The sequence below is a fragment of the Tildeniella sp. genome (assembly GCF_059505325.1).
In genome coordinates this window covers 37,032-60,075 of the sequence record NZ_JCACKI010000013.1, presented here as the reverse complement: position 1 = coordinate 60,075, position 23,044 = coordinate 37,032, and the positions used below count along the sequence as shown (strand labels likewise).

Sequence of the window (23,044 nt, the reverse complement as noted above, 5' to 3'; positions counted from 1 at the left end):
CTCTGCGTGTGGAGCTTAGTTTAGTGCAAATGGGCACATCCTTGCTCAAGCTTGCTTTCATTACATTAGCCTGCTTCCTATCGGGCAGGTTAACGGTTTTGGTGATGCACCCGAGTTTGGAAGCATCACCGATCTGGTTTCCAGCGGGCGTTGCTTTGAGTGTGTTGCTGTTGAGCAACAAGACTGCCTGGGTAGGCGTGAGCCTGGGAAGTTTTTTGTTTGCTCTATCGATTGGTGCCGGGTGGCTTGTGGCGATCGTCGCGGCGATCGGTACTACGCTCAGCGCGATCGTGGGCAAAGCGCTACTCCAACGGGCAGGCTGGTCTCCAGCTTTCAATAGTCTTCGGGATACCTTGAGCTTTCTGGCACTGGCAGTTGTTCTGTCTCCAATGCCCAACGCTACCATCAGTACTCTGAATGCGTGTATTACAGGTCTTCGTCCCTGGCGTGAATTTGGCTTTCATTGGTGGTCGATCGAGCTTGGTGATGGTATTGGCATTCTGATTACCACTCCACTTCTACTGGTTTGGCTCAGTCACGCTTCATTCAGCAATCTTTCGCTGCGGACACGCGCCTCAACCGTTTTAAGGCAGCAAGGGCAGCAGAACCAAAGCGCTCATTGGCGCATCCTTGAGGCATTGTTGTGGGTCGCGTTGCTGTTGACGTTGAGTGGGTTTGTGTTCTTTGCTCCAATGGAGCCAGGTGTAGCTCGCTATCCGCTAGAATACTTGCCCATTGCCCTGATGGTTTGGGCAGCGTTACGGTTTGGGCAACAAGGTACGGTGCTGAGTGGCTTTGTCGTTTCTTGTTTCGCGTTTTGGGGCTTAGCGCAGTCCAAAGGTCCGCTCTTGATGGATGCCAATGGCAACGTAGAGCAGGCAATTTTTCTGCTCCAGGCATTTGTTGGTGTCACGATGGGCATCGCGCTGATGCTGACAGCAAGCATTGCCGAGCAGCGGCAGGCAGAAATACAACTGGGGTTTGCAGCGGAACGTGAACGCTTACTGGCTCAAACGGCACAGCGGATTCGGCGATCGCTCGATTTAGAAGAGATTCTCAATACCGCAGTGGCTGAAGTTAGGCAGCTATTGCAAGCCGATCGGGTGTTCATCACGCGCCTGGATATGTCCGGGCACAGTCTGTCAGTGGCAGAATCCGTCGATCCTCACTGGACTTCTGTACGGGGCTGGATGTCGGATCAGAGGGTCGCTCAAGAAGTAGAGTTGCTCTTTAAGCAAGAGTCGTCCGATCGCCCCTGTGGTGCAAAGCCAATTCGCGCGATCGACGACATTGACCAGGTAGAACACCCGCCCCTAATCGCTGAATACCACCGTTATTGCCAGGTCAAGGCAAGCATCTGCATACCCATCATGGTGTGCGGTCAAATGTTCGGCATCCTTATAGTCAATCAGTGCTCTGAACCGCGTCACTGGCAGCCTCTAGAAATCAATCTTCTCGAACAACTCGCTATTCAGGTTGAAATTGCGCTTCAGCAGGGACAACTCTATCAGCACCTTCAAACCCTGACTGCCAGCTTAGAAGGACAAGTGCAGGAGCGCACTGCTGAGCTACAACAGCGAATGCAAGAGTTGCAAAGCCTCAATCAAGTCAAAGATGTGCTGCTGCACGCGGTCGCTCACGATTTGCGAACCCCAGTGCAAGGGATGTTGATGGTGCTGAAAAGTTTAAGAAGTAAAAACAATGATTGCTCAGCGATGCCTGTGCCTTGCGTGAAAGTCGATCGCATGATTCAAAGCTGTGATCACCAGCTCAATCTACTGCATGCACTGCTAGAAGGACATTCCAATGATACGTCCACTACCGTGCTGCAACGCCAGCCGCTTCACCTCCACACGGTGATGAACCGCGCGCGCGCAAAACTAGACTCGCTGCTGACCGAAAACCAGATCACTTTCAACGATCAAATATCGTCAGATCTGCCACCCATTTATGCAGACTCATCTCAACTGCAGGAGGTGTTTGAGCACCTGCTGCTCAACGCTGTGAAGCACAATGCACCCGGTTTAACGCTGACGGTGAGCGCCGCGATCGCCGGATCAGCATCCCTAAACCCATCGAGTATGATCCATTGCACAATCGCCGATAACGGCAGGGGCATGAGTCAAGACCAACGCGATCGCCTCTTCCATCTCTACATTCGGGGCATCGACAACCAGCATCTGACTGGCATTGGGCTAGGGTTACATCGCTGCAAGCAAATCATCACGGCGCACGGTGGACAAGTCGGTGTCACTAGTTGCCCCGGCAAAGGCTCTCAATTTTGGTTTACGTTGCCGTTAGCCGACAGTGAAGCATACCCTGTTTGACTAACGCGACTTACCCGGTCGCTATCGTTTAGTCAAGCCGATGTCCGCAGTTTGCACAAAAACGATCGCTCGGCTGAAACCCCACACCACACTGGCTACAAAATTTTCGCTGCACAGCGGGTGCTCCAGATGCGCCTGATTGACTGGCTGGTGAATTGTCTTGCGATCGATTGTCTTGCGATCGATTGTCTTGCGATCGATTGTCTTGCGATCGTGCGATCGGGGTCATGCTCAATCGCATATTGCCCATTTGCATCGACATCGCGTTTTGCCCCATCTGCATATTGTCCATCGTCATTGGTGCCATCGGCTGCATCGGTGGCATTGAGGGCAGTGAGGTTTCAGGCACATGAGCAACCGCTTGTACTGGGATGGATTGAGCCTCAGCCAAAGGAGAAGCGTCAGACAAAAGGCTCAAGCGACCACCCTGAATGTGTAAAAAACGTTCGCCCTGAGCGGTGTGCAGCCTAACCACAACCCCGATCGCCGCTCGAAAGGCTTCTGGTGGTACAGTCCAGGTTCCTGTTTGTAAACTACTACTTGACTGCTGCTGCTGTCCTGAGCTGCTGCTGCTAGTTGTCACACGCGCTTGGTCGCCCAAATTTTCAAGGTAGACATACTGCTCCGCACTCAGTTCAAACAGATACCTCATGTTCGCAGCCTCTTAACATCATTTGCCTCAACTCCATTGTGCCAGAGATGATTGTGCCAGAGATGCCCTGCGTCAGAAGACTTTAAGGCTCCATCTCTCCAACAAGGGGCTTAAGCCCCCTCCACCCAAGATGTTTTTGCAAAACCTAAGCGGCTGTCAGCTAACTCTCGAAGATCGCACCACGTCGCTTTAAATCTGCTACAACATCCTTAGTCAACCCTTGATTGCCACCCAGAAACGTCTTCTCGAAGGTTGCACCCGCTAGATTGACATCAATCAAATTTGCCCAGCGCAGATCAGCATTGCTGAGGTTCGTGCCATAAAGATTGGCACCTGTGAAGTCAGCGCTGGTCAGGCTAGAGCGGCGCAAATCCACATGGTTTAAGGACGCTAAATGTAAGGTGGCATAGTCGAGCTTGCACCCAATTAACACAGCACGCCTTAAATCAACGTGGTTCAGGTTCGCTTTGGTCAAGTTTGCGCCTGTGAGGTTGGCACTCAGCAATTGTGCTCTTACCAGGTTAGCGTTCATCATGTCAGCGCTTACGAGGTTAGCACCGTTCAAATTGGCATTAATGAGCGTCGCGCCTGCTAAGTTCGCGTTAATGAGGCTGGCTTCTGCTAAGTTTGCGTTGGCTAGGTTTGCTTGCGAAAGATTAGTAGCTATGAAGTTCGCTCTTTCCAGTTGGGCAGAGCGGAGATCAAGACCACTTAAGTTTGCTGTAGAAAAGTCTTTAGAGGGGTTAAGTCCCGCAATCTTAGCGAGTTCAAAGAAGTCGTCAGTCTCTGCCTCGACAATTCGCTGAATCAGGTCTCGAAGCCGCTGCAGCGATCGTTCACTCATCATGTTGTAAACCGCCCCACAAATGCAGGGTGTTGCTCAAGGAACACATACAGCTAAAACTACAGTGCAATCTCAGCTGGTTTCGCAATGTCCTCAATGATGTCTTCAAGGCTACCCTTACTGCCGACGCATCATTCTTACGACCGCAAGTCCTCAGTCTAAAACGTGAACACTGAAAAAACCTCATACTCTATTGTAGATGAGGTCTACTGGAAATAAATTGCCGTCAGTTAAAAAGCGCTGGCGTAAGTCAAAAGTCGCTAAGGCTAAAGCATAATGCAGACTGCGCTTGCTCTCAAAACCAATACAGCTCTATAAGCGTGGCTGGAATAGGCTGCGCTGAACACCTAAAAAGCGCTGGCGTAAGTCAAAAGTCGCTAAGGCTAAAGCATAATGTAGACTGCGCTGGCTCTCAAAACCAATACAGCTCTACAAGCGTGGCTGGAATAGGCTGCGCTGAACACCGCCCTTAGCTAAGCAACGTCAAGCTCAGCTTTGGCAACCCACATCTCAATCAGACGCTCAATTACAGCCTGCTTGCTAGAGCTAATACCTTGAGGCATCAAACTTTCCACCAAAGCAGCGGTATCAGAAGGCTCAGCAGAGAAGCGGTTCTGATTACCTTGATTACCTGAGGGCTTCGTATTTCGCTCTGCATGAGCGGATAGACGGTTCAGGCTATCAAGCTGGCGGGGTTCTGGTCGTAGCATGGTTGTACAAGGGCTTGCGTTTCAAATGGAGAGTAACTAACTCTCTCAGGACAAATAACTGTAAGTCGTAAGCTAAATGTATCTCTCTTAGTCAATCACTGCTGGCGACTCATTCCTGGAACTAAAGTCAGAGAATCATCCCTAATGCATATTAGCGCCTCAGAGGCAGTAGTCAACACGATGTCAAGAAAAACTCATTTCAAGCTTGGGTATCGCAAGGTTGCTCTTGAGATGCCTATGACTTATAGTATGCCCCGGACTGTCTGAAGATAACATCACCCGATGAGGGATGAACCTACAGACATGGAATCTTCATACAGTGTTTAGCGGTTAGTGATTAGCCAACTGTCGATCGCCGACTTCTAAAGGCTTGGGTCTTTACTTACAAAGATTTTGAGAGCGCCATTATTGTAGTTTCAACGCTGAATGTTTAGAGAGGCTCTTGAGTAGAGTGGGCTTTATGGTCGTCGATCGCCTGAGCAATGAACCATTCTAGCTTCGAGATGAAAACGGGTTCGGCAAATTCACGTGCCCGCTCGATGCACGCCTGAGAAGAAAAGCGCCGCCCTTCAAACTGAACGATCGCATGGCACAAGCTTTCTACTGTGGGCTGACCAAACAACAAGCCTGTGCGATCGTTCAAGATTACCTCGCGTATGCCGCTTAATGCCGAGGCAATGACAGGAATGCCGTGTCCCATTGCTTCGACGGGAACGAACCCAAAATCGGCATTCTGGCAAGGAACAATCACTGCCTTCGCATGAGCATAAAGCTCGACCATTGCTTCTTCGGAGACATCGCCCAGAAACCGAACCTGCGTGCCTGCGAGGTGCTGGAGTCGTTCTCTATCGCTACCAGAGCCAGCGACCCAAAGGGGACGATCGAGCCGATTACAAGCTGCTATCGCTAGATCTACCTGCTGCTCCTGGGTCAATGAACCAATGTATAAATAGTAGCCATTGCCAGCTTCACCACTGCCCTGGATTTTGACGGGTGGCGGAATGACTGCTGCCGATCGGCGATAGAACTTGCGAATGCGCCGCGCCACAACGTCAGAATTCGTCACAAAGCGATCGACTCGTTGTGAAGCATAAAAATCGTACTGCCGTAGATGCGTTTCTATCCATCGCCGATACCAACTGCGATCGCCATTGGTTTGAGGAAAATCCCAAAGCTCGCGGGGTGGTGTGTGGCAATAGCTGACATGCAGCGTTTCGGAACGAGTCAGGACAGCTTTGCTGAGGTACTGCCCTGACGATGACAGTACCAGATCATAAGCAGATAAGTCCAAGGCTTCCCAGCAGTAAGGTAAAAGCGGTCTAAACGCCTGATAGTGACTGTTGATGCCCGGTAACTGCTGCAATGGGGTGGTACGAATATCCCAATCTGCAAAAGTGGCGATCGCGTCGCCCAGTCGCTTATGGTCAATAAAAGCAGTGTAAATAGGAGCTTCAGGGTACATCTGATGGAGCACTCTCAAGACTCGCTCTGCCTCGCCATATTCGCGCAGGTAGTCATGAACGAGGGCAATTTTCATAGGGGGTCTAGGCTGATAGCGAATGACCTGATCACTTCTGAAGCCTACCGCACTGCCCTAGCTCAGTCAGTTCCTGGCTCCAGTACATGAAAGAATACGTTGATTCTGGACAACAGCATCTCCCATAAGAGGCAAATTTTTGTTTGCCGATCCAATACTAACGGTAGTGGGTTATACACTTATGAGAGAGTTAGTTTGAGTGTCAGTTCTTTAATATTTGAGGAAACGCATATGAGTAACCCTAAGGATACGTCCGATCGCGTAGAGTCAGACTCTTACGATAGAGGCATCATTCCCGCTGAAACCGCTGCACGTAAAGAGCGAGAAGGTGGGGATTTCAAAACTCATCCAACTGACGATGGCTCTGACAGTGTACAAACCGAAGGCGGCTACACCGTAGACAAAGAGGGTTTACTAAACAACTATGCTGTCGAACCGGAAATGTACTATGAAACTCCCGGTGACGCACGAAAAAATGACGTTGAAGAAGAGCCTAAGGAAGGTCAAGGTCCCGGTATCATTTAGTTGAACGACACTTGGGGGTTAACGCTTACGTAGCGTGTGATGTTAGTCAGATTGACTTCTTTCTGAAGCACAGTAGCTCTAGATTCTCACCTCGCTACAGTCTTGCCTTTCCCCCTTGATAGAACTCCTGTAAGAGATAGAGTCTTCTATCCTTTTCTCTAGCGTACGTACACAGCAAGCAGATTTCGGATTGTAGATAAGAGACAGGCTAAGAATACAAAAACGGCTTACCGTTGCTATCAAATTAGCCATTATAGTAATGATGAATTACGTTTAACTCTGCCTTGTGCTGGCTCAAGGCTCTAGTTTTCCAGGGCAATCAAAGACCTATGTTTTCAACGCAGCGGTGCAAGGCGTGATTCAAAACCTGATTTCGTTGTAGTATCTGCACCGTGTGTCAAATTTTTGTCCAGATTGCTAGCTACCGTGACTCTGAACTGATTGCGACGGTGCGGGATGCAGTCGAAAAAGCCGCCAATCCACAGAACTTGTCGTTTGGCATTGTCTGGCAAGGCAAAGCGGGTCTCGATCCGCTTCCAATCGAGTATCTACGCTACTGTCGCCTCTTGTTAGTCGATGCCGATCGCAGTCGTGGTGTGTGCTGGGCGCGATCAAAAACCCAACTGCTTTGGGACGGCGAACCTTACACACTGCAAATTGATAGCCACATGCGGTTTGTGCCCGGTTGGGACGAGCTTTTGCTGCACATGCTGGCACATTGTTCTAGCCCTAAGCCGTTGCTCACCGCCTACCCTCCTGCTTATACGCCACCTGATGCCTTACACTCTGGCACACCAGCGCGGTTAGCAGCATCCCATTTTACCGAGCAGGGCATCTTAAGCCTGGTTAGCGGTATAAGCTTGAGTAGTTACACTAAGCCCCAGTTGGGCATGTTTGTAGCAGCGGGGTTTTGGTTCGCATCCTCACAAATACTGAGCGACATTCCCTACGACCCGCTGCTTTATTTCCAGGGCGAAGAGATCAATCTAGCGGTAAGAGCTTGGACTCACGGTTGGGATATTTTTCACCCTAATCAGATTGCTTGCTATCACGAGTACACGCGTCTTGGCAAGCCTCGGCACTGGGAAGACCACCACAACTGGTGGCAGCTAGACCAGGTAGCTTATCAGCGGCTCAAACAGCTCCTAGAAATGGAATCAAGTGGGCTTGACCTCGATCGTTATGGTCTAGGAACACAGCGTAGCTTGAGCAGTTATGAACGGTTCAGTGGTGTTGACTTTAAGCGTTATGAGCTAACTGCTGGCGCAAGAAGTGGTTTGCCAATGCCATTGCATTGCCAATAACGGTTAGAAAAAAACCGGGCGTTGCTGAATGCAAGGATGATTTCCCTCATCCCCAGCTCTTCTCCCAACGGGCGAGGGCGAGGGTGCGAACGGCTTTGACCATTCATACCTCTATTCAGCAACGCCAAAAGTTTGTATCTGTGTGTTGAGCAAAGATATTCCTCAGGTGTTCTTCCAGCTTCGAAAAATTGGGTATCCGCACCAGATGTCTCAAACCTGATTGTTTCTAATCAAACGATCGACACGGGATGGATGCTTTACTCCACTTATTGGATTTGTCTGTCGTTTGTAAAAGCATAACAAGTAGCGCTTCTGCTACGCAAAGATGCTTTACGATTCCTCAAATTGCTGTACTTCAAGCGGTGAGGGCAGTGATTCTAAGGTTGGCAATACCATCAGGTCGGCTTCTGCTGTCTGTTTTGTGACGATCGGCAGGCGCAACGGTTTCGGTTGTTCGATCCAGCAGCTTGCAAGGGGCAACGTTTGCTCCAAATCATCCAACGGTCGTGGAATGACCATCACTGCGTGCAGTTCACCAATGCGTTCTGCCTCATGCATTCCGGCTTCGACTGCCACAGCAACGTCTGCTACAGCACCGCGAATAATGACAGTACACAAACCTGCACCGATCGTTTCATGTGCCGATAGCTGGACATCGGCGGACTTGAGCATGACATCAGCCGCACCCACCATCGCTGGGAAACCGCGTGTTTCAAGTAGCCCGATCGCTTGATTGCTTAACCTACTGGACTGAGATCCTTGTGCAACATCAGCTAATAACTTGCCAATCGGCAGCACTGCCTCTAAATTTGGTAGCGGACGAGCGATTACTAGGCTAGATACCTTTTGACCAAATTGCTCTGCTGCTTCTACACCAGCTGCCACAGCAATGCGAACGTTAGCGATACCACCACGCACGATCGCTGTGCAGTGTCCGCTACCAATTTTTTCATAGCCAACTAAAGCAACCTCAGCTGACTTCAACATCATGTCAGCCGTGCCGACGATCGCCGGGAAGCTCTGAGTAGACACCAAACCCAAAGCGGTATCGGTAAAATCGCCTGGATCGTATTGACCTCCCTCCATCTTGAACCTCGATACTGCTTCCTAAATTGTAACGTCGGCTCTCAGATTGCAAGTCAGCAGACGATCAAAGGCAAGGAGACCTGTCCAAGTTCCAGGTTGAAGCTTTAGTGTCCCTGTTCGGTCAATCCTTAAGCTTTGCTGTTATCAGCCCCACTGCTGTTGAGAAAAGTTTGTCTGTGCGGCAGCAAGGTTGATAGCAGGCGGTTTAAATTTGCCTGACCATAGACAGGGGTGCTAAAACTAAGCTGGATCTCTGCCGCTGGTTGGCTTGAAGTCGGATCAACCGCCCCATTGGGTAAGTCTTGCACGTTCACAAGCGAGTCAGACGTAGGTTCGGGAGCTACCGCTGACTTGGTTGCAGTTGTTTGGTGATCGGGTGTGCCTAGTAGCGACAAGGGTGGCACGATCGCACCACGATCGATCGAATGATTCCACAGCGTTGAGGCTGCTCCAATGCAAGCGCTGGTTCCAATCTTGCCTTCGCCGATGATCAGCACTCCTGCACCAATGGTAACTTCCGCCTCCACCTCAAGCGTACCCTGATGAGCATGCAGAACCGTACCCATGCCAAGACAGACACCAGCGCCAATCATAATGCGGCTTTCTGGGTCTGCTTGTAGCAAGACACCGGATGCAATGACAGCAGTTGGATGAATCGTAACATCGCCACTGACACAGAAGTGAGAACTGCTAACAGGTTGTAGCGACGGCACATGCATGAGAAGGAGAACCTCGTTTGAAAACCAGAAAGCAGCTAACGAGCTGATAGTTGCTAGAGTACATCGCTGTTTGAAACTAACAACTAACAACTTGCTGATCCACCCATTTCACCCTGACCAAAAAGCCTCAGGGCGATTCAGCCAACAAGGCGATCACTTAGCAGGTCGCTTGATCGTCGCTTCGAGCACTCGTCGCTTAGCATGGGGGTCAGTACCAACCAAACGCACGTAGGCTCGACTAGGTTCTGCAACAGCAGTTTCTAAAGCTGCCAGCACCTCGGCTTCGCGTTTCGCTTGAATGACACTACCAGTCTGCCAGGAACTAGTTTTGAAGCGACGTTCGTCAGCATACTCAATGCTGAGCTGATAGCCCTGAGCCAGTGCCTTTCGCACTTGCTCTACCGCCTCTTGGCTCAAACTCGTAGCAGCGGATGCATAACTGTGACTGCTGCCAGGATTGGTAGACCTGGAATTGGTACCACTCTCCGCGCTGGCATGACTGACAGGAGTTGCGCCGGGTCGCTGAATAATCAGCTCTACGATACGCCGTTTTGCCTGCGAATCAACCCCAATCAGGCGTACATACTCGCCCTGGTGGTCAGCGATACAGCGTTCGAGTGCTGCAATCACATCGGCTTCGCGCTTAGACTCGATCGCTCCACAGCTTTGCCAGGAACTGGTTTGGAAACGGCGCTTGTCCGCATGTTCGACTCCAATCTGGTGCCCCTGGGCAAGCAATTGCCGTACTTGCGCGATCGCCTCCGAACCAAGACCATTGGTCGTTGCCACAGAGCCAACCTGACCGCCAGTGCTACCCGATCTCGCCGCACCGGACGGTTGCCCAGGTGCAGTCGTGGCAGTGCCGGGTCGCTGAATAATCAGCTCTGCGATACGCCGTTTTGCCTGCGAATCAACCCCAATCAGGCGTACATACTCGCCCTGGTGGTCAGCGATACAGCGTTCGAGTGCTGCAATCACATCGGCTTCGCGCTTAGACTCGATCGCTCCACAGCTTTGCCAGGAACTGGTTTGGAAACGGCGCTTGTCCGCATGTTCGACTCCAATCTGGTGCCCCTGGGCAAGCAATTGCCGTACCTGCGCGATCGCCTCCTGACTGAGACTCGCACCAGCAGACGCAGAACTGTAACCATTACCAGTAGCACCATACCCTGCCACACTGCTGCTAGTCGCTGGCTGAGCGGAAGCCGTGAAGGGAGCGCCGGGTCGTTGAATGATCAGCTCACCAACCCGGCGTTTGGCTTGAGGGTCAATGCCCACTAAGCGCACATAATCGCTGCTATGCTCTGACGTACAGCGTTCAACCGCTGCAATCACATCAGCTTCGCGCTTAGACTCGATCGCACCACAGCTTTGCCAGGAACTGGTTTGGAAACGGCGCTTGTCTGCATGTTCTGCCCCAATTTGGTAACCCTGAGTGAGCCATTGCCGTACCTGTGCGATCGCACTGTGGCTCACATTGTTACCGTGCAAAGGACTGGAGGGACCTGTAGCAGTCGCACGATCCGCATTCTTTGTATAATTTGCGGGCGCCGACCGTGTTTGATCACCCGTCCGTGTATTCGGTCGCTGGATAATCGTTTCTACAACTCGCCGCTTCGCTGTCGGATCAATGCCAATCAAGCGGACGTATTCCTGACTATGCTCGTCCAAACATGCCTCTAACGCAGCCAAAACCTCTGACTCTCGTGTTGCCTGAATCGGCTCACAGCTTGTCCATGATGCCGATTGAAACCGCCGTGCATCTGCGTGTTCAGTGCCAATTCGCAGGTTTTGAGCGAGCAACTGCCGCACCTGCTGCACAACGTCTGCACTTAGATGTGCGCCCGTTGAATTTATCGATTCACTTGATTCATACGCCCGTGTCATTTGATCCCTCACAGAGGCTATACAGCTAACGTTATCAGCGCAGTGATAACCCGATCGCAGCGCATCATTAATACCTAATACATGGGTTGCAAACTTAATATCGTCTGCTTGCACCTCAGGCAGGCGATCAGCTTGCTGCTGACTGGTAATTATCGACCCGGATGCCACATATTTTCCAGGTGGAATCTCAACGTCTTGAATCAGAGCATGCATCATCACAATACTGCCTTGACCAACCCGCGCATTAAAAACAGTGGAGCGGAAGCCGATGAAGCAGTCATTGCCCACATAGGCAGGACCGTGAATTAACGCCATATGGGTGATGGAGGCGTTATCTCCAATCCAAACAGAGTAGGAATTGTTGTCATCACCAATGACACGCCCACGCTCCAGACCATGAACCACTACGCCGTCTTGTACATTCGTGCCTTTACCAATGTAAAAGGGACTACCTTCATCGGCACGGATTGATGTGCCAGGTGCAATGAGTACATTTGCACCAATGCGAACATCCCCAATGATATTGGAAAACGAGTGTACGTAAGCGGTTTTATCAATTCTTGGTGTGGTCAGACTTTTTGACCAAGGGGTCGGGGGAGCTGCAGAGCTACGAGCTACCATAAAAAATTCTCCTGTGAAAAACTCAGCCAAAGCTCAGCTATGAACAACGCTATCTTGCGTAGAGAGCCATGCAAACTCAAGCTAAGAACGCTGGACTACGAACAAGAGCTTGCGTCTGTGCAACCTGTTCTCGCCTGCTGCAAGTGAAGAGAGATTCACCACAGCAACTGAATCTTGCTCAGTCGAAAATTCCTCAAGGTAAGCCTTATCCAGCGTTGCCAGCTAACCTGGTAGAGTTGCAGTCCAGAGCCTCAGGCTTGAGCACTAGCGGTAATCATCCCTCTTGCTGTAAAGGCGGCGATCGTCAACGCTGACCGTGTCGATAATCCCCACCACTACGGCATCAATTGGGCGATGTTCACTGCCCGCCACCTGGCGAGCAGCACTGCCGCAACTCACCAATACCCACTCATCCAGCCCAGCACCCACCTGATCGGCAGCCACTTCATAGCGCGGTAGTGGAACGCCCTCCTCATCCATAAACTGTAAGAGGAGGAACTTCACGCCGCTCAAGCTGGGCTCTTTCTGAGTGCTGACAACCGTGCCGCGGACTTTTGCGATCTGCATGCTGCTTTATGGTCTGGTGTAAGGACCGGCATGAATCGCTCTGCCGCTGACGCTATCCCGGAACTGCTCCACTTCATCGGTGTAGCGGATGGGCAGAACGTACTCCAGGTTCTCGTGAGGACGCGCAATGATGTGAGTGGAGAGCACCTGTCCGCCGCTGACTCGCTTCACATTGTCAACGCCCGCCGCTACTGAAGCTTGCACTTCCGAAACGTCACCGCGCACGATCACCGTAACGCGACCGCTACCAATCTTTTCGTAACCGACCAGCGTTACACGAGCAGCTTTCACCATCGCGTCAGCAGCTTCTACAACAGCAGGAAAGCCAAGCGTTTCGATCATTCCAACAGCAATTGCCATGAGTCGTACTCCCTAAATTAAATAGCTGAAAAGGTCAGTGTTCGGACATTAAACAACTGTTTGAGACAGCGTCAGGATTTGCTCCGCCGAGTCGATTGAACAGCGGGAACAGACCACAGCGTGCAGTTTCAAACGAGAGACAAATGTCCGTCTGTAGCAACTTGAGGATGAAACATCCTGCTCCTAACTACACCCGGAATTGCTCGATCGCTTCGGTGTAGCGAATCGGCAGAACGTACTCCAAGTTTTCGTGAGGGCGAGCAATGATGTGAGTGGATAAGACCTCACCACCATTCACTCGTTCTGCTGACGCAACGCCTGCCGCGATCGATGCCTGTACTTCAGAAACATCACCACGCACAATTACTGTGACACGTGCACTACCGATTTTTTCATAGCCTACCAGGGTCACGCGGGCAGCTTTCACCATCGCATCCGCAGCTTCCACAACCGCAGGAAAGCCCTTCGTTTCAATCATTCCGACCGCAATTGGCATACCCCTCTCCTACAGAGTCAAAAGTCACCGTGCAAACATTTAGCAATAAATATGCAAACATTTGGTAGTCATGGTTTTCGTAAAGCGTACTCTTTAAATTGATGACGAAAACTGCCATTATTTAAGCTTTTTTGAAGCTTTGAGTGCCTTAATCTAAGAATAGAACGATTGTTTGACGTTTGGCAATATAACTGTAAATAATATTTTCGGATTTTAGCTATTAGGAAAGCTGATTTCTAACGAGCTTGCCATCCAGCTTCGTCACGTTTTTTCTTGCTAAAGCCGCTTTTTGGCTCCCCAGCGGTTTGTCACGCGATCGCGGCAGTTGCTTCTGATCATCTGCACGTTGCCGGAAATGACACTCTGCTAGGGCTTGCATTGATTATGAGAAGCAGCTTCTGGAAACGACACGAAACAAAAGAATACCACGCTTGTGTACATAGACTGAAATAATACTATCTATAGATTTTTATCTATACACCTATAGTAGCCCTGGTTAACCTATAACTATAAGTAGGAATTAATAAGTAGAAATTAATGAGACCATGAGCAATTTTGTTGTTTGAAGTTTTGCTTTTTGAGGGCAACAGGCTTAAGCTAAAGAGACGCTAGTTAACCTAACGCATTGATAATTAACTGAAGTTTATAAATCTCTTTGGTTTTATTGAGATTATTTAATGTGAGTTCCTAGTGTTTAATGCGAGTTTTTAGAAACTAGAAAAATTGCTTGGTAATGTCGAACGATTGCTGAGGTTTTAGTATCACGGTATTGTAGATGACTCAATTTCTCCTCCAAAGCAGTTGGTGGATACCTTGCTACGGTTTGATAGGCGCAATCCTGACGCTGCCCTGGTCGATCGGCATCGTTCGCCGTACAGGTCCTCGCCCTGCCGCTTACTTCAATTTATTGATGACGGTGGTGGCGTTTGTACATGGCACCGTTCTTTTTCGATCGACCTGGAATCAGCCACCGCAAGCATTGGTCTTTCACTGGCTGCACACCGTAGACCTGGATTTGACATTTGTCCTCGATATCTCAGCCGTTAGCGTGGGTGCGATGGAGGTGGTGACAGCTTTGAGCTTGCTGGCGCAGTTGTTTGCGTTGGGCTACATGGAGAAAGACTGGGCGCTGGCACGGTTTTTTGCTTTGATGGGGTTCTTTGAAGGAGCCATGAGCGGACTGGCTATCAGCAATTCGCTGCTGCTGACCTATTGCCTACTAGAAATGCTGACCCTTTCCACCTACTTGCTGGTTGGCTTTTGGTACGCGCAACCGCTGGTCGTAACAGCCGCACGGGATGCCTTTTTGACGAAGCGAGTTGGCGATATTTTGCTGCTGATGGGCGTTGTGGCGCTGTCAACGTTGAGTGGGAGCTTGAGTTTTCCTGAACTCTACGAATGGGCAGAGACGGCAACGCTGTCTCCCACAACCGCGACGCTGCTGGGGTTTGCGTTGATTGCTGGACCGACGGGCAAGTGTGCTCAGTTCCCACTGCATCTGTGGCTGGATGAGGCGATGGAAGGTCCTAATCCGGCTTCCATTCTGCGAAATTCCGTTGTGGTCGCTTGCGGTGCCTATGTGCTGATCAAACTGCAACCGATCTTAAATCTTTCACCTGTAGCATTGACCGCGCTGGTGGTTATTGGTTCGGTGACGGCGATCGGTGCCTCGTTGGTGGCGATCGCGCAAATCGACATTAAACGGGCATTGTCTCATTCCACCAGCGCGTACCTGGGCTTGGTGTTTGTGGCAGTGGGCACCCAATGGACGGGCTTTGCGCTCATGCTACTGTTTGCTCACGCGGTTTCAAAAGCGCTGATGTTTATGAGCGTTGGTTCAATCATCACAACCACGCAAAACCAGGATTTAACGGAGATGGGCGGTCTTTGGTCACGAATGCCAGTCACCACGACTGCATTCATCGTTGCGTCTGCTGGTTTGATCGGTATTTTACCGCTGGGTGGTTTTTGGGCGCTGCGGTTAGGATTGGACGACTTCTGGACGGCTGACCCGTTGCTGGTCGGTGTTGTGCTTCTGGTGAATGCTTTGACTGCCTTGAACCTGACGCGAGTCTTTCGCCTGGTCTTTTTGGGTGCTCCACAGCCGAAAACGCGTCGCGCACCTGAGGTTGGCTGGGCGATGGCAGTACCGATGGTCTCGTTAACGATCGTGACGTTACTCACGCCGTTGATGATGCAGCGGTTGTCCGTCCTACCTGATTGGGCGTATTTTAACCACACGGCGGCGCTGTTGTTAGTGCTGTCGGGCATTGCCGGGTGCAGTGTCGGAGCCACGCTCTATCTGCACAAAGCGTGGTCGCGATCGGTGCAGTTGCCCTGGCGGGTGCTACAAGATCTGCTGTCCTATGACTTTTATATTGAGCGGCTGTACGAAGTGAGTGTGGTGAATGGCGTGGTGCTGATGGCACGCTTTAGCAATTGGTGCGATCGCTATATTGTGGATGGGCTAGTCAACTTTATGGGCATTGCGTCGATCTTCAGCGGCGAAAGCCTGAAGTACAGCATCACTGGGCAATCGCAGGCATATATGCTCACAATTTTGGTGGCAGTAAGCCTCCTGGGTGGGGTTTTGATCTGGTTCGCATGGTGATTCTGGAGTTGGTACGATGCTCAGTGCTTTGATCTGGATACCGCTTTTGGGTGCGGTGCTCATTGGCTTTGGACGAGAACCGTTAATACCGACACGAGCGCGGTTGATCGCTTTGATTGCCATTGGTAGCGCCTTTGTGTGGACGATCGTGCTGGGCACTCAGTTTGATGCAGGGCAGACGGCAATGCAGTTTAGCGAGCATCTTGCGTGGATTGAGCCGCTAGGTTTGACGTATGACCTGGGTATGGATGGGCTGTCGCTGCCGTTGGTCGCACTCAATGGGTTGCTGACTGCGATTGCGATCGCCAGCGGCACACCATTGGTCAGTCGCCCTCGTCTCTATTTCATCCTGCTGTTATTGCTGAATGCAAGTGTGACAGCCGCTTTTCTAGCGCAGAATTTGCTGCTGTTTTTTCTGTTCTACGAGATCGAGCTGATTCCGCTCTATCTGCTGATTGCCATTTGGGGCGGCGCGAACCGGGGCTATGCCGCTACAAAGTTTCTGATCTACACTGCCATTTCAGGCATTTTGATTCTGGCGGCGTTTCTAGGCTTCACCTTACTGACAGGCGCATCCAGTTTTGCTTATGAGCCTCTGCTCACACAGGTTTTGCCGTTAGGACAGCAGTTTGTTTTGCTAGGGGCACTGCTCATCGGGTTTGGCATTAAGATCCCGCTGGTACCGTTTCATACCTGGCTACCCGATGCCCACGTCGAAGCGTCAACGCCTATTTCAGTCCTCTTAGCAGGCGTATTGCTCAAACTGGGCACCTATGGACTTCTCCGGTTTGGGCTGGGGTTGTTTCCTGAGGCTTGGGCAGTTCTGGCTCCCTGGCTGGCAACATGGGCAGCGGTGAGTGTGCTGTACGGCGCGTTTATGGCGATCGCTCAAACAGATATGAAAAAAATGGTGGCGTATAGCTCGATCGGGCATATGGGCTATGTCCTTTTAGCTGCTGCCGCCGCAACGCCCCTGAGTCTTCTCGCAGCCGTCTGTCAAATGGTGAGTCATGGGCTTATTGCAGCGATGCTCTTTTTGCTGGTAGGCGTGGTGTATCAAAAAACAGGTACCCGCGATTTAACGATGCTGCGAGGGTTGTTGAATCCGGAGCGTGGTCTGCCGCTCGTTGGCAGCCTGATGATTATGGGAGTCATGGCAAGCTCTGGTATTCCTGGCTTGGTGGGCTTCATCTCAGAATTTTTGGTATTTCGGGGCAGTTTTCCCATCTTCCCGGCGCAAACGCTGCTGTGTATGGTCGGCACGGGGTTAACAGCCGTCTACTTTTTGCTGCTCGTCAACCGTGTTTTCTTTGGGCGCTTGTCAGAATCCGCGAAAGATCTGCCGCCTGTGTATTGGAGCGATCGTGCACCAGCAATCCTTTTAGCCGTTCTGATTGTCGTGTTCGGTTTACAGCCGAACTGGTTGATTCACTACAGCGAAACCACAATGACTGCTTTAGTCAACGGACGGGCGATCGCTCAGGCAGCAATAGTGACAAAAGCGACGCTCAAAGCAGAGACAATGGAGTAGGCGCTTGTCCGCGAGCCAATCCCCCAATTTCGTCCTTTTTGCACAGTATGACCGACACTCTCAAAGCACTTCCCCCCGCTTCATCACATCCGTTAGCGCCGTATATCGATCGCCTGAAGGCGGGCGGTGCGCTGCTGCCGGATACACACCAAAATGTGATGGAGGTCGTTGGTATTCTCAAAAGCTATGGCATTGTGCTGGATGCCTATTACCGCAACCTGCTCTACATTTCCGAGCATCAATTTCTGGTGTTTTTTCCGTTTTTCAAATATTTCAATGGCGATGTTTCGCTGGCAAAGCTCCTGCGTCATTGGCGACACGATCGCATCAATTTTGAATACGCCGAATATTGCATGAAGGCAATGTTTTGGCACGGTGGCGGCGGTTTGGATGCCTACCTGGATACGCCGGAGTTTAGAGCGCAATCGCAACCTGCTATTCAGGCACGTATAAAGCACAATCCGGTGCTGCTGGGTTTGAACCGCTTGTTTCCTGAGTTTCTGCCAGAGCACGTGCGGCAACTTGCCTACTACAGTGGGCTTGGTCAATTTTGGAACGTGATGAGTGCAATGTTTCTAACGCTGTCCGATCGCTACGATCAAGGCGAGATTCAATCCATTCCACAGATCGTTGCTCATATTAAGGCAGGGCTGGTTGCTGCCGCGAGTAACCCGATTACTTACACAGTGACATTGCACGACCAAAAGCATGAAATCATTCCCGCAGCAGCAGGCTTGACGTTTCTCGCTGATACGGCAGTGCCTTACGTGGAAGCGGTTTTCTTTCGCGGTACGCCGTTTTCGGGCACGGTTTCGTACAACGCACAGTCGCACCAAATTTCGCCCGACCAGAGCCGCTTTAACTACGGTGCGTTGTATGCTGACCCATTGCCGATCGGTGGTGCTGGCATTCCGCCCACGTTGCTGATGCAAGATATGCGGCACTATCTACCCGACTACTTGCACGACATCTATCGTCGTGGGCAGCGCGGCGAAGACGACTTGCGGGTGAGAATCTGCGAAACGTTTCAGAAATCGATGTTCTGCGTTACAACAGCAACCATTTTGGGTTTAGCGCCGCATCCGTTAGATACAGACGATCCAGAGCAGCAGCGCCAAAACCAGGTCTATTTAGAAGGCTGGATGGATCGCCTTCAGCATTCACGGTTGGCAGACGTGCAGGCGATCGCGTAGAAGCTCTAGAGGATAACGCGATCTTTTGTCGCGGTCAGTCGTCAGCCGAAGCTTGCCTGCGTAGCCACAGTTTAGTGAAATGGTATGACCCAGCCGGGGTTGACGATGCTGACCTTGTGTCCCTGCCTGTGCAGGTAGGTGGCAAGGGCAACCTAAACTAGGGGCAAGGAGGCTCTTTGATCTACAAAGCAAGCTTTGAGCTTGAGGATGCGTTCAGAGTCACTCCCGTCCATCTCTAAAATGCAAGGATGCGTATAGCCTACTCTTCGAGAAGCAAGCTACGGCATGGCTTCGCTAAAGGCGTGAGTCATAACGCGTCAAAGCCTGAAAGTTGATGCGTGACGCTACGCTTTTCTGGGATGCTGGCATGGTTATACGGTATCCTACGCAACGTTCAGGTCGTTAAATTCACGCTCCTAAGGCTGAGCGAGGAAATTCTGGCATACGGTTGGCTGATGGCTGAACAAGGTAGAACAGCATGAAGATTGGCATTATCGGGTTGGGCTTAATTGGCGGTTCGCTAGGGCTGGGGTTGCGATCGCTCGGTCATACGGTTTTGGGCGTGAGTCGTCAGGCGCAAACGTGTCAGCGGGCGATCGCGCGAGGAGCCGTTGATGATGCCAGCGTTAGCCTTGCCTTGATGCAAACCGTCGATGCCATTTTTCTCTGTACGCCTCTGGCGGCGATGGAGGCAACTGTCGTTGAGCTAGTGCCTTACTTAGCAACTGATACTGTACTCACGGATGTTGGGTCGGTAAAGGGCTGGGTGGTGGAGACGATCGCGCCGCTGTGGTCTAATTTTGTCGGTGGGCACCCAATGGCAGGCACGGCTGAAAGTGGCATTGAAGCGGCACAGCAGGATTTATTCATCAATGCTGCCTATGTTTTAACACCGACTGACGCTACCCCAGCGCGGGCAATACAACTCATCGAAGACCTGGTACGACCGTTGCAAACTCGCCTCTACCACTGCACCCCAAACGACCACGATCGCGCTGTTGCCTGGATTTCTCATCTACCTGTGATGACCAGCGCCAGCCTCATCGCCGCCTGCATTGGGGAAGCTGATCCAGCCGTTTTGGGCTTAGCGTACGCACTCGCCAGTTCTGGCTTTCGGGATACGAGTCGTGTGGGCGGTGGTAACCCCGAACTCGGAGTCATGATGGCACGGTACAACCAAGCCGCACTCACCCGATCGCTCCATGCCTACCGCAACCATCTCAACCAGATCATCACCCAGATCGAACAAGCTGACTGGCAGTCTCTAGAAACCTCACTGATAGAGACTCAGCAGGCGCGATCGGAGTTTTTGGAGGGGTAAGGAGTAAGGGGGTGAGGTGAGGCAGGGTTAAAGCGTTGAATTTTATGTCCAGAGGTTATGCTCCAAGAAGTTGCAGTGCGAGGTTGACAACAAAAACTCCTATACCTATAATCGAATTATTCATTTTTTGAACTTTCTAGGTTTTGAAGTAGTGTGGACAAAGCAGACGAGTTAACGAAATACATTGCCATCCTTGCCGACCTTTTTGAGGTGGCGCAGGAGAGTTCAGGTGAAGCGGTCAACCTGAATAAGCAGGAATGCCGTGTCATCAACGTAGTAGGGCAGTTCCAGCCGCTCATGATGCGGGAGATTGCTGAAAGAGCGAAACTCAGTATCACCAACACGACTGGAATTGTGGACAGGTTAGTCAGAAGAACGTGTCTGTGCCGCGATCGCTCTGACGAAGACAGGCGAATTGTCAGAATTTGTCTCACACCCGAAGGAGAGAACATCTATGCAATGGAAATCGAGAATTATAGGAAGGTCAGTCGAGCAATTCTCAATGGTTTAGATGAGCCAGAGCAACAGGAGATGCTGCGGATGATGCGAAAAGTAGCAGTGCATCTCAATCACCAGAAAGCTGACCTACTGAAGAACTTGTAACCATTATTTTTTAACTGTTAAGTTCAGAAAATGAATCTTTCAAGGTGTGAACTTTATAGTCTTCAAATCTACACAGGAGAAAAACCATGCACTATGTTGGAAAAACTGCTCTGATTACTGGCGCGTCCAGCGGCATTGGAGAATCGTTTGCTCATGAATTAGCAAAACGAAAAATGAACCTTGTTCTTGTAGCACGCTCAGAAGACAAGCTACAGGCTTTAGCAACCCAACTTCAGGATAGTTATAGTATCAGTGTCCAAGTCATTACAGCCGATCTCAGCCGTGAAGGAGAAGGCTTACGGGTTTACAGAGAGACGCGATCGAGACAATTGAGTGTTGATGTGCTCATTAATAATGCTGGCTTCAGTACCCACGGAGCGTTTGAGTCGATCTTGCCTGATAAAGACCATCAGCAAGTCATGCTGAATGTGGTTTCTGTCGTCGATTTAACTCATGCATTCATTCCAGGAATGTTGGCAAAGGGTGAAGGCAGCATTATCAATATTGGTTCAACAACAAGTTTCTACCCGTTGCCCCGTCAAGCCGTGTACGCAGCAACCAAAGCATTTGTCCTTTCATTCAGCGAAGCATTGTGGACTGAGTACCGAAAGCGAGGAATAAAGGTGTTAGCTTTGTGCCCAGGTGCAACAAACACAGAGTTTTTTAACGCAATGGGGCGTGATGTTGTAGCTGGAAAGCATTCACCACAGAAAGTTGTTCGCGTTGGACTGTCAGCGTTGGAACACAATCGGCATTATGTCATTCCCGGTTTCAAAAACTCCTTTGAGTCGAACATTTTGCCGCGTTTACTGCCTCGTGCTGCTATGGCAGCTCTAGTTGGAACTGTAAGTCAACGTGCTTTTAAATGAGTTATCGACAAAGGCAGTATAACAAGCCCCTTGCAGCCGTCTATTCGAGTCTCTTTGTTGAGTCCGAAAAGCTGTCTGTGGCGGGTGAACGGCAACGTTTATCGTTGATACTCAAGGGTTCAACTCTGAAGGTAGTCGCTCTACCCCTTAAGCTTGCAAGAATACCCCTCTCTCCTCACCCCTCTCTCCTCTCCTGCCCCAAACGATGCCTCTGAAAAAAGCTCCAAATTTCCTCGCTGCCATTCAGCAAGGATGATGACCCTGAGCCGCCTCTGGGCCACACGTGCCCAATCCCCTTAAGCGTCACCAGCTCGACTTCTGAGCCGCCCTGACAGTTTGGATAGCGGGCAATTTCAACTCGATCGCCCACTGCGCGTTTGACTGGTACAGAGGATGGACAGTTGTTGTAACGCTGCCAGAAGTCGATCGTACCTGGTACCGACAGAATCGAGCCGTAGCCCAAGTCCCCGCCCTGCCAAGGCACCTTTTGATCGTCTGTGCCATTGATCATCAGCATAGGTACAGGCGCTTGGGGATTGCAGGAGCCTTTTAATTGGCTTGGCAACGTCGCAACCACAGAGGCAAAAGCCGCGATCGGAGACGATGTTTCGCACGCCAGCCGTTGCACCAGAAAGCCACCATTTGAGACTCCAGCCGCATACACACGAGCTGGGTCGATCGCCCGATTGCGCTTCATGTGAGCGATCAAAGCAGGGACAAAGCCAACATCATCCACGCCCGTCAGCATCTTGTTGAGCGGATTCCAGCGGCGATCGATCCCGTCAGGATAAACCGCCACAAACCCCTTTTGCTCCGCTACTTCATTCAAACCAGAGCCAGTCGCTAAATCTTTGCCCTGCGATCCATAACCGTGAAATGCCAGCACCAGCGGTAGAGGGCGATCGGGTCGGTATGTTTTCGGCGTGTACACTCGATACGTTCGCTGTTGCCCTTCAAAGACCAGCTCGCCCGATGTCTCACCTAGCTTCAGTGGTTGAGCTGCTGAAGCAGCAGAATCTAACTGTGAGGGCGCATCACGATCGCGTTGTGCTAACTGACAGGCGGTTAATCCGGTCGTCAGCGCCAGCATTGCCAGCGTGCCCGACCATGGAAACCGGATAAGGTACTGCCAACCCATAAGTAAATTCATCGCAAGCTCCATTAAGCATGAGGGTCTGACTGTTGTCAGGCAGCATAGACGCGATTTATAGCCTTACGTTGTTCCTATTCTGTTCTAGCGAAAGAGCGTAACAAGAATTTACAGAAAGGAAGTCTGTCTCT

The 23,044-nt window shown here is 51.0% G+C and carries 21 protein-coding genes; 9 read left to right on the top strand and 12 right to left on the bottom strand.

What is annotated here, in order from left to right; all coding sequences use genetic code 11:
- Positions 1-29 precede the first annotated feature (29 nt).
- Positions 30-2,327, top strand: coding sequence for an MASE1 domain-containing protein (locus tag AC5JO6_RS05885; protein ID WP_496080114.1), 2,298 nt, complete (start codon positions 30-32; stop codon positions 2,325-2,327).
- Between the two features lie 28 nt (positions 2,328-2,355).
- Here AC5JO6_RS05885 and AC5JO6_RS05880 read toward each other — a convergent pair whose 3' ends face one another.
- From AC5JO6_RS05880 to AC5JO6_RS05865, 4 genes are all read right to left on the bottom strand, one after another.
- Positions 2,356-2,979, bottom strand: a complete 624-nt coding sequence (locus AC5JO6_RS05880; protein ID WP_496080113.1) for a zinc ribbon domain-containing protein — start codon at positions 2,977-2,979, stop codon at positions 2,356-2,358.
- Between the two features lie 160 nt (positions 2,980-3,139).
- Positions 3,140-3,826, bottom strand: coding sequence for a pentapeptide repeat-containing protein (locus AC5JO6_RS05875; RefSeq protein ID WP_496080112.1), 687 nt, complete (start codon positions 3,824-3,826; stop codon positions 3,140-3,142).
- A 470-nt stretch (positions 3,827-4,296) separates the two neighbouring features.
- Positions 4,297-4,533 carry a hypothetical protein gene (locus tag AC5JO6_RS05870; protein WP_496080111.1) on the bottom strand — a complete coding sequence of 79 codons (237 nt, stop codon included), beginning with the start codon at positions 4,531-4,533 and terminating at the stop codon, positions 4,297-4,299.
- Positions 4,534-4,963: 430 nt separating this feature from the next.
- On the bottom strand, positions 4,964-6,070 hold the full coding sequence (locus AC5JO6_RS05865; protein WP_496080110.1) for a glycosyltransferase: 1,107 nt from the start codon (positions 6,068-6,070) through the stop codon (positions 4,964-4,966).
- A 231-nt stretch (positions 6,071-6,301) separates the two neighbouring features.
- Between AC5JO6_RS05865 and AC5JO6_RS05860 the strand changes: the two genes are divergently transcribed.
- Both AC5JO6_RS05860 and AC5JO6_RS05855 read left to right on the top strand, forming a co-directional pair.
- A complete protein-coding gene (locus AC5JO6_RS05860) occupies positions 6,302-6,595 on the top strand; it encodes a hypothetical protein (protein ID WP_496080109.1) in 294 nt (97 codons plus the stop codon).
- A gap of 392 nt (positions 6,596-6,987) precedes the next feature.
- Positions 6,988-7,899 (top strand): GlcNAc-transferase family protein, encoded by a 912-nt coding sequence (locus tag AC5JO6_RS05855; protein WP_496080108.1) that lies wholly within the window; start codon positions 6,988-6,990, stop codon positions 7,897-7,899.
- A gap of 330 nt (positions 7,900-8,229) precedes the next feature.
- Here the strand turns inward: AC5JO6_RS05855 and ccmO are convergent, their stop codons facing one another.
- From ccmO to AC5JO6_RS05820, 7 genes are all read right to left on the bottom strand, one after another.
- Positions 8,230-8,985: a beta-carboxysome assembly protein CcmO gene (gene ccmO / locus AC5JO6_RS05850; protein WP_496080107.1), complete on the bottom strand. Its 756-nt coding sequence runs from the start codon at positions 8,983-8,985 to the stop codon at positions 8,230-8,232.
- Between the two features lie 128 nt (positions 8,986-9,113).
- Positions 9,114-9,704 (bottom strand): beta-carboxysome scaffolding protein CcmN, encoded by a 591-nt coding sequence (gene ccmN, locus AC5JO6_RS05845; protein ID WP_496080106.1) that lies wholly within the window; start codon positions 9,702-9,704, stop codon positions 9,114-9,116.
- 153 nt (positions 9,705-9,857) lie between these two features.
- Positions 9,858-12,212: a beta-carboxysome scaffolding protein CcmM gene (ccmM, locus tag AC5JO6_RS05840; protein ID WP_496080105.1), complete on the bottom strand. Its 2,355-nt coding sequence runs from the start codon at positions 12,210-12,212 to the stop codon at positions 9,858-9,860.
- Between the two features lie 264 nt (positions 12,213-12,476).
- A complete protein-coding gene (gene ccmL / locus AC5JO6_RS05835; protein ID WP_496080104.1) occupies positions 12,477-12,779 on the bottom strand; it encodes a beta-carboxysome shell vertex protein CcmL in 303 nt (100 codons plus the stop codon).
- A 6-nt stretch (positions 12,780-12,785) separates the two neighbouring features.
- Positions 12,786-13,139: a carbon dioxide-concentrating mechanism protein CcmK gene (locus AC5JO6_RS05830; RefSeq protein WP_106256501.1), complete on the bottom strand. Its 354-nt coding sequence runs from the start codon at positions 13,137-13,139 to the stop codon at positions 12,786-12,788.
- 187 nt (positions 13,140-13,326) lie between these two features.
- On the bottom strand, positions 13,327-13,635 hold the full coding sequence (locus AC5JO6_RS05825) for a carbon dioxide-concentrating mechanism protein CcmK (protein WP_106256502.1): 309 nt from the start codon (positions 13,633-13,635) through the stop codon (positions 13,327-13,329).
- Positions 13,636-13,855: 220 nt separating this feature from the next.
- Positions 13,856-14,014: a hypothetical protein gene (locus AC5JO6_RS05820; protein ID WP_496080103.1), complete on the bottom strand. Its 159-nt coding sequence runs from the start codon at positions 14,012-14,014 to the stop codon at positions 13,856-13,858.
- 396 nt (positions 14,015-14,410) lie between these two features.
- Between AC5JO6_RS05820 and AC5JO6_RS05815 the strand changes: the two genes are divergently transcribed.
- The 6 genes from AC5JO6_RS05815 (at position 14,411) to AC5JO6_RS05790 (ending at position 21,763) form a co-directional block, all read left to right on the top strand.
- Positions 14,411-16,246 (top strand): NAD(P)H-quinone oxidoreductase subunit F, encoded by a 1,836-nt coding sequence (locus AC5JO6_RS05815; RefSeq protein ID WP_496080102.1) that lies wholly within the window; start codon positions 14,411-14,413, stop codon positions 16,244-16,246.
- 16 nt (positions 16,247-16,262) lie between these two features.
- Positions 16,263-17,777 carry an NADH-quinone oxidoreductase subunit M gene (locus tag AC5JO6_RS05810; protein WP_496080101.1) on the top strand — a complete coding sequence of 505 codons (1,515 nt, stop codon included), beginning with the start codon at positions 16,263-16,265 and terminating at the stop codon, positions 17,775-17,777.
- A gap of 47 nt (positions 17,778-17,824) precedes the next feature.
- Positions 17,825-18,970, top strand: coding sequence for a CO2 hydration protein (locus tag AC5JO6_RS05805; RefSeq protein ID WP_496080100.1), 1,146 nt, complete (start codon positions 17,825-17,827; stop codon positions 18,968-18,970).
- Positions 18,971-19,448: 478 nt separating this feature from the next.
- Positions 19,449-20,291: a prephenate/arogenate dehydrogenase gene (locus AC5JO6_RS05800; protein WP_496080099.1), complete on the top strand. Its 843-nt coding sequence runs from the start codon at positions 19,449-19,451 to the stop codon at positions 20,289-20,291.
- 153 nt (positions 20,292-20,444) lie between these two features.
- Positions 20,445-20,894, top strand: coding sequence for a MarR family winged helix-turn-helix transcriptional regulator (locus tag AC5JO6_RS05795; protein ID WP_496080098.1), 450 nt, complete (start codon positions 20,445-20,447; stop codon positions 20,892-20,894).
- Between the two features lie 86 nt (positions 20,895-20,980).
- Positions 20,981-21,763 (top strand): SDR family NAD(P)-dependent oxidoreductase, encoded by a 783-nt coding sequence (locus AC5JO6_RS05790; protein WP_496080097.1) that lies wholly within the window; start codon positions 20,981-20,983, stop codon positions 21,761-21,763.
- A 175-nt stretch (positions 21,764-21,938) separates the two neighbouring features.
- Here the strand turns inward: AC5JO6_RS05790 and AC5JO6_RS05785 are convergent, their stop codons facing one another.
- The gene (locus AC5JO6_RS05785) at positions 21,939-22,913 is read right to left on the bottom strand and encodes an extracellular catalytic domain type 1 short-chain-length polyhydroxyalkanoate depolymerase (protein WP_496080096.1); all 975 of its coding nucleotides are present in this window, start codon (positions 22,911-22,913) and stop codon (positions 21,939-21,941) included.
- Positions 22,914-23,044 lie beyond the last annotated feature (131 nt).